Source organism: Cupriavidus sp. 05T313 (genome assembly GCF_056396665.1).
On record NZ_JBFTLX010000364.1, the window covers coordinates 1 to 7,754 of the forward strand.

9 protein-coding genes and 1 pseudogene are annotated in these 7,754 nt (G+C 61.0%); all 10 read right to left on the minus strand.

Annotated elements, in window-relative coordinates:
* Nucleotides 1-104 precede the first annotated feature (104 nt).
* The gene (locus AC1DKD_RS38785; RefSeq protein WP_441632435.1) at nt 105-509 is read right to left on the minus strand and encodes a cupin domain-containing protein; all 405 of its coding nucleotides are present in this window, start codon (nt 507-509) and stop codon (nt 105-107) included.
* 4 nt (nt 510-513) lie between these two features.
* The gene (locus AC1DKD_RS38790) at nt 514-993 is read right to left on the minus strand and encodes a carboxymuconolactone decarboxylase family protein (RefSeq protein WP_441632433.1); all 480 of its coding nucleotides are present in this window, start codon (nt 991-993) and stop codon (nt 514-516) included.
* 73 nt (nt 994-1,066) lie between these two features.
* Complete coding sequence (locus tag AC1DKD_RS38795) at nt 1,067-1,819, minus strand: SDR family oxidoreductase (RefSeq protein WP_276290653.1); 753 nt, start codon at nt 1,817-1,819, stop codon at nt 1,067-1,069.
* Between the two features lie 174 nt (nt 1,820-1,993).
* Nucleotides 1,994-2,617, minus strand: a complete 624-nt coding sequence (locus AC1DKD_RS38800) for an FMN-dependent NADH-azoreductase (protein ID WP_441632430.1) — start codon at nt 2,615-2,617, stop codon at nt 1,994-1,996.
* The gene (locus tag AC1DKD_RS38805) at nt 2,614-3,051 is read right to left on the minus strand and encodes a GNAT family N-acetyltransferase (RefSeq protein WP_441632428.1); all 438 of its coding nucleotides are present in this window, start codon (nt 3,049-3,051) and stop codon (nt 2,614-2,616) included. The genes AC1DKD_RS38800 and AC1DKD_RS38805 overlap by 4 nt, the downstream gene beginning before the upstream one ends.
* Nucleotides 3,052-3,162: 111 nt before the next feature.
* The gene (locus AC1DKD_RS38810; protein ID WP_477144522.1) at nt 3,163-3,393 is read right to left on the minus strand and encodes a DUF2798 domain-containing protein; all 231 of its coding nucleotides are present in this window, start codon (nt 3,391-3,393) and stop codon (nt 3,163-3,165) included.
* Between the two features lie 91 nt (nt 3,394-3,484).
* Complete coding sequence (locus tag AC1DKD_RS38815; protein WP_441632426.1) at nt 3,485-4,210, minus strand: cysteine hydrolase family protein; 726 nt, start codon at nt 4,208-4,210, stop codon at nt 3,485-3,487.
* 69 nt (nt 4,211-4,279) lie between these two features.
* Nucleotides 4,280-5,143: an alpha/beta fold hydrolase gene (locus AC1DKD_RS38820; protein ID WP_477144523.1), complete on the minus strand. Its 864-nt coding sequence runs from the start codon at nt 5,141-5,143 to the stop codon at nt 4,280-4,282.
* Between the two features lie 341 nt (nt 5,144-5,484).
* A pseudogene (locus AC1DKD_RS38825) lies at nt 5,485-5,853 on the minus strand (TetR family transcriptional regulator C-terminal domain-containing protein).
* A 298-nt stretch (nt 5,854-6,151) separates the two neighbouring features.
* Nucleotides 6,152-7,612 carry a MocR-like pyridoxine biosynthesis transcription factor PdxR gene (pdxR, locus tag AC1DKD_RS38830; RefSeq protein WP_441637664.1) on the minus strand — a complete coding sequence of 487 codons (1,461 nt, stop codon included), beginning with the start codon at nt 7,610-7,612 and terminating at the stop codon, nt 6,152-6,154.
* Nucleotides 7,613-7,754 lie beyond the last annotated feature (142 nt).

A 7,754-nucleotide genomic window follows, 5' to 3' on the forward strand; every position in this document is an offset into this window, starting at 1 on the left:
ATCCTATGGGTCGCGGCATGCAGTCACCCACGGCGTCGCCGTTCAATTCATCGTGCCAGCCTATCCAGCCGCACCGGCATAGCCGGTGCGTGGATGGTCTGCGGCTACTTCACTGGCGTCAGGATCGGCGCCCCCTTGTTCTTGATCAGGAAGACGACGAACTTTGCTGGCTGCGTAGTGCTGGCATTGCGTCCGACAGTGTGAATATCGTTGGGACGTTCGTGGAAGGTTTCGCCCGCCTTGAGCGTCACCTCCTTTCCGCCCCTGACGCCCATGACGATGCTGCCCTCGAGCACATAGACGAACGCGTGCGCGTCATGGCGATGCACGGGATCGACGGCACCCGGCGGATACTCCACCACGATCATCGTGGCCTCCTTCCCCGGATATTCGGGCAACGCCTCCGTGAGCAAGGGCGTGACACTTGCCTCCGGCGCGGCGGCGGCCGGCTGTGCAACCATGAGGCCCGACACCATCAGGGTTGCCGCAATGGATGCGACCGTCTTCATGGCATCACTCCAGATTGGCTTTGTCGAGCCCGAACGCCTTGTCCGATGAGCCGGGCACCATGCGGAACGCCACGTTCAGGCGGTTCCAGGTATTGATCGCCCCCACGAGGAACGTGAGATCCGACAGTTCCTTCTCGCTGTACTGGGTGCGCACGCGTTCATAGATTTCGTCTGACACGCCCTGGGCGGGAATGTTGGTCAGTTCCTCGGTCCAGGCCAGCGCGGCGCGTTCGCGCGGCGAGAACAGCGTCGACTCGCGCCAGATCGCCACGTGATGCAGGCGCAATTCGCGTTCGCCATGGATCTTCGCCATCTTGATATGCATGTCGACACAGAACGCGCAGCCGTTGAGCTGCGATGCGCGAATCTCGACGAGCTCGCGAATGGGTTGTTCGATCGTGGTGTTCTGGAACAGCGCGCTGAGCTCCATGAGCTTCTTGGACAGTTCCGGCGATTGCTGGAAGTAATTCGTGCGTTGAGACATGTTGACTCCTGGTGATTTGATCAAGTTCTTACTCACGAACCTGCGCTGCCTACTTGGACATGTGCCCTTCGGACTATTTTTGTTGCGATTGACGCATCCATTCCTCGAAGCCGATGCGCCCGAGGCGTGCCTCGCCCAACGGCACGAGCGAGTATTCCTCGACCAGGCCGCCGAAGTAGCGTGCCTCGGGGTCGCGCACGACTTCACGCGGGTCACCAACCGCCTTCAAATAGCGGGCGATGATTTCGTTGAACGGTGCGCGTTCCGGGCCCGCGATCTCGACGATGCCGTTTCGCGGTGGCGCGAGCGCGACGTCGGCAACGATGGCTGCAACGTCATCCGCCGCAATGGGCTGGAACAGGCCGGGAGAAACGCTGACAATGTTTCCTTTCGTACTGGAATCGGCGATGCCACCACTGAATTCCATGAACTGGGTCGAGCGGATGATGGTGTACGGGATGCCGGACGCCTCGACCAGTTTCTCTTGTGCGACCTTGGCGCGGAAATAGCCATTGTCGGGGGTCCGGTCGGTACCGACGATGGAAAGCGCGACATGGTGCTGGACGCCCGCTGCGGCCTCCGCCGCGTGAAGGTTGCGGCCGGAAGTCTCGAAGAACTCCAGCACTGCTTTATCTTCAAACGAAGGGGAATTGGCGAGGTCGATCACGACCTGAGCGCCGGCCAGGGCCTCCTTGAGCCCCGCGCCAGTGATGCTGTTGACACCGCTCTTCGGCGAGGCGGCGACGACCTCGTGGCCGCCCAGGCGCAGAATGGGAACGGTCTTCGAGCCGATCAGGCCGGTCCCGCCAATGATGACAATCTTCATGATGCTTCTCCGTACTAAGGAAGGTGGAGTGATCCACGAAACTATGTTAGGTAACGCCTGGCCCCCACGCCAGATCGCCTCGAAGCGCGCGGCATTTCCTGTCCGGCATCAATCCTGATGCGGGTTACCTGCTGCTTTTCGTTTATCGAAAATATGAGCTTGCGATACCCTGCGTTACATCAGCGCGCCGCTGCGTAGCGATTGCGCGGCCTGCGCTTCGATCACAATTTGAGGCACTTCCGCAAAAGCCAGGCCCGTCGCATGCGTGAACCTGACATCCTTGAGTCCGATGATGCCAAGCACCGCAGAGAGATACGGACGAAAGAAATCGGGCTGGACGGGTGGATCCCGGAACATGGCGCCGCCGGATGTCACCGCCACGAACGTTGGGCGATCGCGCAGCAATCCGATTTTCCCTTCAGGCGTGGCGGTAAAGGTCACATCGCGTCGAACCACGAGATCGATCCAGTTCTTAAGCACAGCCGGCACCGTGAAGTTGTGCACCGGAGTGGAGATCCAGAGCAGATCGGCCTGTTCGATCTCCCTGATCAGCGCATCCGACACGGCAAGCGCCGCGCCATAGCGTTCCTTTGCCTCGGCGGCGGGCAGCAGCAGCGACTCCGCGTACTCCGCGGTGATGGCTGGCAGCGGCTCGGCGCCAAGGTTGCGTCGCGTCACATGAATCTCCCGCCCGAATTGCGCGGACAGCGCGGGCAGCAATTGCCCGGTCAGGTGCCGGCTGGTGGAATAGTCACGGCGCGGGCTGCAATCAAGCAGCAGCAGGTTGAGGGACTTCATTGCAGCACCATGCAGAAGTGCAGGCCCTCGGCGAGCAGCCCCGAACGGAAATAGAAGCGCTGGGCCTTCGCGTTGGCAAGTCCGGTATCCAGGACAAGTCGCTGGCAGCCTTCTGTGCGTCCAAGCTCGCGCAGCGCTTGCAGCAGACACTCGCCGTGGCCCTGCCCCCGGCCTCCCGCATCGGTGATCAGATCGTCTACGTACAGGAAGCGCCCGTGGATCAGGTTGTCAAGACGACGATATCCGGCCAGCGCAACAGGTTTGCCAGCGTCCCAGAGCGCGAGCAGCCGGTAGCCTTGCCCGCTTTGCAGCGTGACGTTGGCCAGAAAGTCTTCCGGCATTTGCAGCTTGGGGCGCAGTTGCCGCATGACAGGGAAACACGCGAGGATGTCAGCCTCCGTCTCCGCATGTCCGAGAGTCAGATTGTTTGTCATGGTGCCGATGCGTGCTGGTTTGTGTAGGCTTCAATGTAGTTGAGCGATGACACAGTCAACAGGCACATGTTTGTCGTTTTCAACTAGGCCATCGGCTTGAGGTTGTATGACCTATGGGTGGTTTGTCATTCGATCGACCAGGCGGCGAATGAGGGGTGTGRCCGACACGACAACCGGCAGCATGGTCAGCCAGGAGACGCTCCAGGACCTTAGCCAGTGCTGAAGAAACAGGCCTTCGTCTGCAAATGGAATGCTTGCGATGGCAGCAGCGATGGAACAGGTCAAGCCGGCCTGGATTACGCCGTAGGCGAAATAGCTGTAGCGCGAAGGAATCTTAGGCATGTGAGTCGCCCCTATGCATTCTTTGAACCGGACACTCATGCACCCCGCCATTGCCGCGCCAAGGGCTGTCGCCCCTGGCGCATGACAGGCGCTATGCGGCTGCGCCAACCTTCCCTGCCAGCCGCTGCACGGTTTCGTTGGTATCCCACAGCGCGTTTGCGATGAAACGGAAGTTGACCAGCGCCGCGTGATACCCGTCGCCTTCCGGTAGCTTCGGCCCTGCTACGGCGTCGCGCACGACAGCAACCTCGAAACCTTGCTCCAGCAGATCCCGCAGATGGGATTCGACGCACAGATTGGCGGCCATGCCCGCAAGGATCACCTGGTCGACGCGCTGCTTGCGCAACTGCAGGACAAGGTCGTTGGCCTGCGGGCCGTACAGCTTGTGCGTGGAGCAGATGATGGTCTTGCCATCCTCGATATACGGCTTGAGCTCCGGCATGAAGTCCGCGCCCGAGTCACGGAAACCGTCCAGGTTCAGCGCGCCAGGACGGTCGAACATGCCGATGGCATGCTGGAACATTTCGGCGGGACCCTGCACTTTCCATGTGTGATCATGGGGAAAGTAATAGTGGGGAGAGATGGCGACCGTGATGCCAGCCTGCTTTGCGGCCTCGAACAGACGGACCAGGTTGGGCACGAGGTTCTGCTCCGTCACGCTTTCTCCTACGACGCCCCAGCTACGACCTTCGGGGCTCATGAAGTCGATCTGCGGGTCAATCACGACGAGCGCGGTGCGTGGCAGGTCTAGCGTGATGCTGGCCTTCGGCAGAGCCGGATCAACGGGATCTGCATAGGTGGCGTGGTGGTTGCACATGGGAAGTACCTCTTATGGTGARCCCAGTCCGCCGGCGCCATTGTGGGGTCCGGCAGATTCGGCGTCGTTTCAACTACGGATGAATGCCAACAGGTCGGCGTTGAACCTGTCCTTGTGCGTGTCGGTGAGCCCATGCGGCGCACCGGGGTAGACGATCAGCTTCGCGTTCCTGACGAGCTTTGCCGATGCGCGTCCGGCGGCGTCGATCGGCACGATCTGATCGTCGTCGCCGTGGATGATCAGGGTCGGCACGTCGATCTTCCTGAGATCCTCGGTGAAATCGGTTTCCGAAAATGCCTTGATCGAGTCGTACGTACTCTTGTGTCCACCCTGCATGCCCTGCGCCCACCATGCGTCGATCAACCCCTGCGACGGCTTTGCACCGGGACGGTTGAAGCCATAGAACGGGCCCGCCGGCACGTCCTTGTAGAACTGCGACCGATTGGCAAGTTGTGCGGCACGCAGGCCGTCGAATACTTCGATTGGCAGTCCGCGCGGATTGGCGGCAGTCTTTACCATCAGAGGCGGCACCGCCGAAACCAGCACCACCTTTGAAACGCGTCGCGTCCCATGCCGGCCGATGTACCGGGCCACCTCGCCTCCMCCCGTGGAGAARCCCACCAGGATGGCGTCCCGCAGGTCAAGGGTTTCGAACACAGTGGCCAGATCGTCGGCATAGGTGTTCATCTCATTGCCGTTCCATGGCTGGCTTGAACGGCCGTGGCCACGACGGTCATGTGCAACGGCGCGATACCCTTCCGACGCAACCAGCATCATCTGGGATTCCCAACTGTCCGAGCTCAGTGGCCAGCCATGACTGAATACAACGGGGCGACCGGCGCCCCAGTCCTTGCAATAGAGCTGGGTGCCGTCCTTTGCCGTGATGTAGCTGCCTGAGGCCTTGCCGCGTGCCGTTGAGGGACTCGATCCCATTGCCGACGGTGCCGCCGCAGCAGGTCCGGGCAAGCTGGAAGCCGCCAGCGCGCTGGCGGCGGCCGCGCTGCCTCCTTTATTGGCGCGTGCGCGCGTTGCCTTGAATATGTCTGAGCGTCAGGTTCTTGGTCATGGTGCCGATGCATGCTGGTTTGTGCAGGCTTCAATGTAGTTGGGCGATGACACAGGCAACAGGCACATCTTTATCGTTTTCGACTGGGCCATCGACATGGGGCGGCATGACCTATGGTTGCTAGCGCGTCGACCAGGTGATCTATTGGCGCGAGTGCGCAGTGCCTGATATATATGATCAGTCGTCTTTTTAAGGCCGCAAAAAAATTTCAGTACAACAACCGCTTGGGGGTGACTTGCTGAAATCGTCGGCAGGCGTCGCCATTGCGCTGGACCTTGCTGCGCAGGACCGCCCCTTCCCAGGCTTCGATAATGATGGACGCGAGCTGCTCGGAATCTACGTCCGCCGCAGTTCCTGGCGCAGCCTGGCCTCATCAAGGCAGGCATGTGATCATGCCTTCCCAGCGCGCCAGAATGCGCTCCAGAGCCGTTCGGACTTCACCGCTGGTATTGGACAATTCGAGAGAAAGGTTGCCCACAAGGCATCCGAGCGTGAAATCTTGTGCCGCGTGGTCCGCCACCAGCAACTCGAACAACTTTCCGATCCTGGCCAACGGCGCGATGCGCGCGTCATACATTACTTTGGCATGGCATTGTTCAATGGAATCCCAATAGGCTTCGAGCACTTCGGCGGCAAAGGCTTGCTTGCTGTCGAAATAGCTGTAGAAGGATCCCTTGGGAACATCGGTGGCACCGACGATGTCCCGCGCCAGACCCGTTGAAACCGGCGCTGTGAATCACACGAGCACCGTCGATGAGCAGCCGGCTACGGATCTCGGGGTTGGCGGGTCTTGGCATGTCGCAATAGTTGCTAAGCAGATGCGGAGAGCAATAGACGACTGGTTGATTATTTGCCAAGCGTCCCATGACGATCGCCTATGCTTTCAGCGCGCGCATCAGTTCGGCAACCAGGCGATCGGCTTCAGTCTGACTGCGCAGATTGGTAAAGCCCATCATCAAGCCACGCCGCCCTGGCGCACCATGCCGCCAGGCGGTCAGCGAATGGACGGCGAATCCTGCCTCGCGCGCGCGGCGGGCCATCGCCAGATCGTCAAGATCGTCCCTGACGTCGACCAGAAGGTGCATGCCGCCATCCTGCAGGCAAACAGTGAAGCCGTCCGTTTTGTATGGCGCCAGCGCCTCGGCCAGCATTGCGCGTCGTCGTGCGTAAAGCGTGCGCATGCGTTTGATGTGCCGGGCGAAGTGTCCCTGCGCAATAAACTCCGCCGCCACGGCTTGCAAGAGTTCGGGGCAGCCGCCATGCACCATGCGCCTGCAGGCCAGATTCATGGTCGGCACCAGACTTTGTGGCACGACCACGTAAGCGAGCCGTAGTCCCGGGTACAGCACCTTGCTAAGCGTGCCGCAATAGATCACCCGGTCGCATGTGTCCAGGCTCTTCAGGGCCGGCAACGGGTGGCCGCGGTAACGAAACTCGCCGTCGTAGTCGTCCTCGATGATCCATGCGCCCCGCTCACCGGCCCAGTCGAGCAGTTCGACGCGACGTTGCAGTGTCAGTGCCACGCCAGTCGGGCTCTGGTGCGATGGCGTCACTACGGCCAGGCGCGCCTCTGGAAAATGCTGACGCCCAAATTCGACGTCGAGGCCATGATCATCCACTGGCACATTCCGGACCTGCAGGTTCAGGCGCCTGAGTGACTGGGCTGTCGGAGGGTAGCTGGGATCCTCAACCCAGGCGCTTTCGCCCGCCAGCCTGAGCGCATCCACAATCAGCGCAAGGCTGGCCGTATATGCCGGCACGACGAACACCTGGTGCGGCTGGGCGTCGATGCCCCGTGAGCGCTGCAGGTAAGCGGCCAACGCTTCTCGCAGCGGGCCAAATCCGGCTGACGCCGGCCTGGTCAGCGAGCCGGCGCTGCGTATTTGCCGAGCCATCAACCTCGTCCATAGTTTTCGCGGGAACTCATCCAGCGCGGGAAGCCCGAGTTGCAACGGCACGGGGATTCCACCATCCGTTTCGATCGAAAACTCGGTAAGTTCCTGGTCCGGTGGCGTGCGGCTGGATCCAGCCGCTGCGGCCACGCGGTGGGGGCGCGATGGCGCAATTTGCGCGGAAACGAATGTCCCCGCAGGGCCTCTGGCGATCAGGTAACCTTCGCCCAAGAGTCGGTCATAGGCGACCTGAACGGTCCCGCGCGCCACTCCGAGCTCGCCCGCAAACGCACGCAAGGATGGCACCCGCTGCCCGGGTTTCAGTTGCCCTTGCTGAATCGAGGCACGAATCCGGGCGTAGATCTGCTCATGCAGCGGCGCTGCGTTGGATGGATCCTGAGCCGGTAACTTCGTCATAGCCTGGCAAATAAAAAAAAGGTTCATCCGACTTTCGTGTGGGTCAGCGCAGCTGGATGTAGGTTGAGACCACCGCAGTGGAAGTAGACGGCGATCTTAAAGTGGTCCGGATTGCGATAGCCGCAGGCTCGCTTCTGCACAGTGGCGATCTTGGAATTCAACCCCTCGG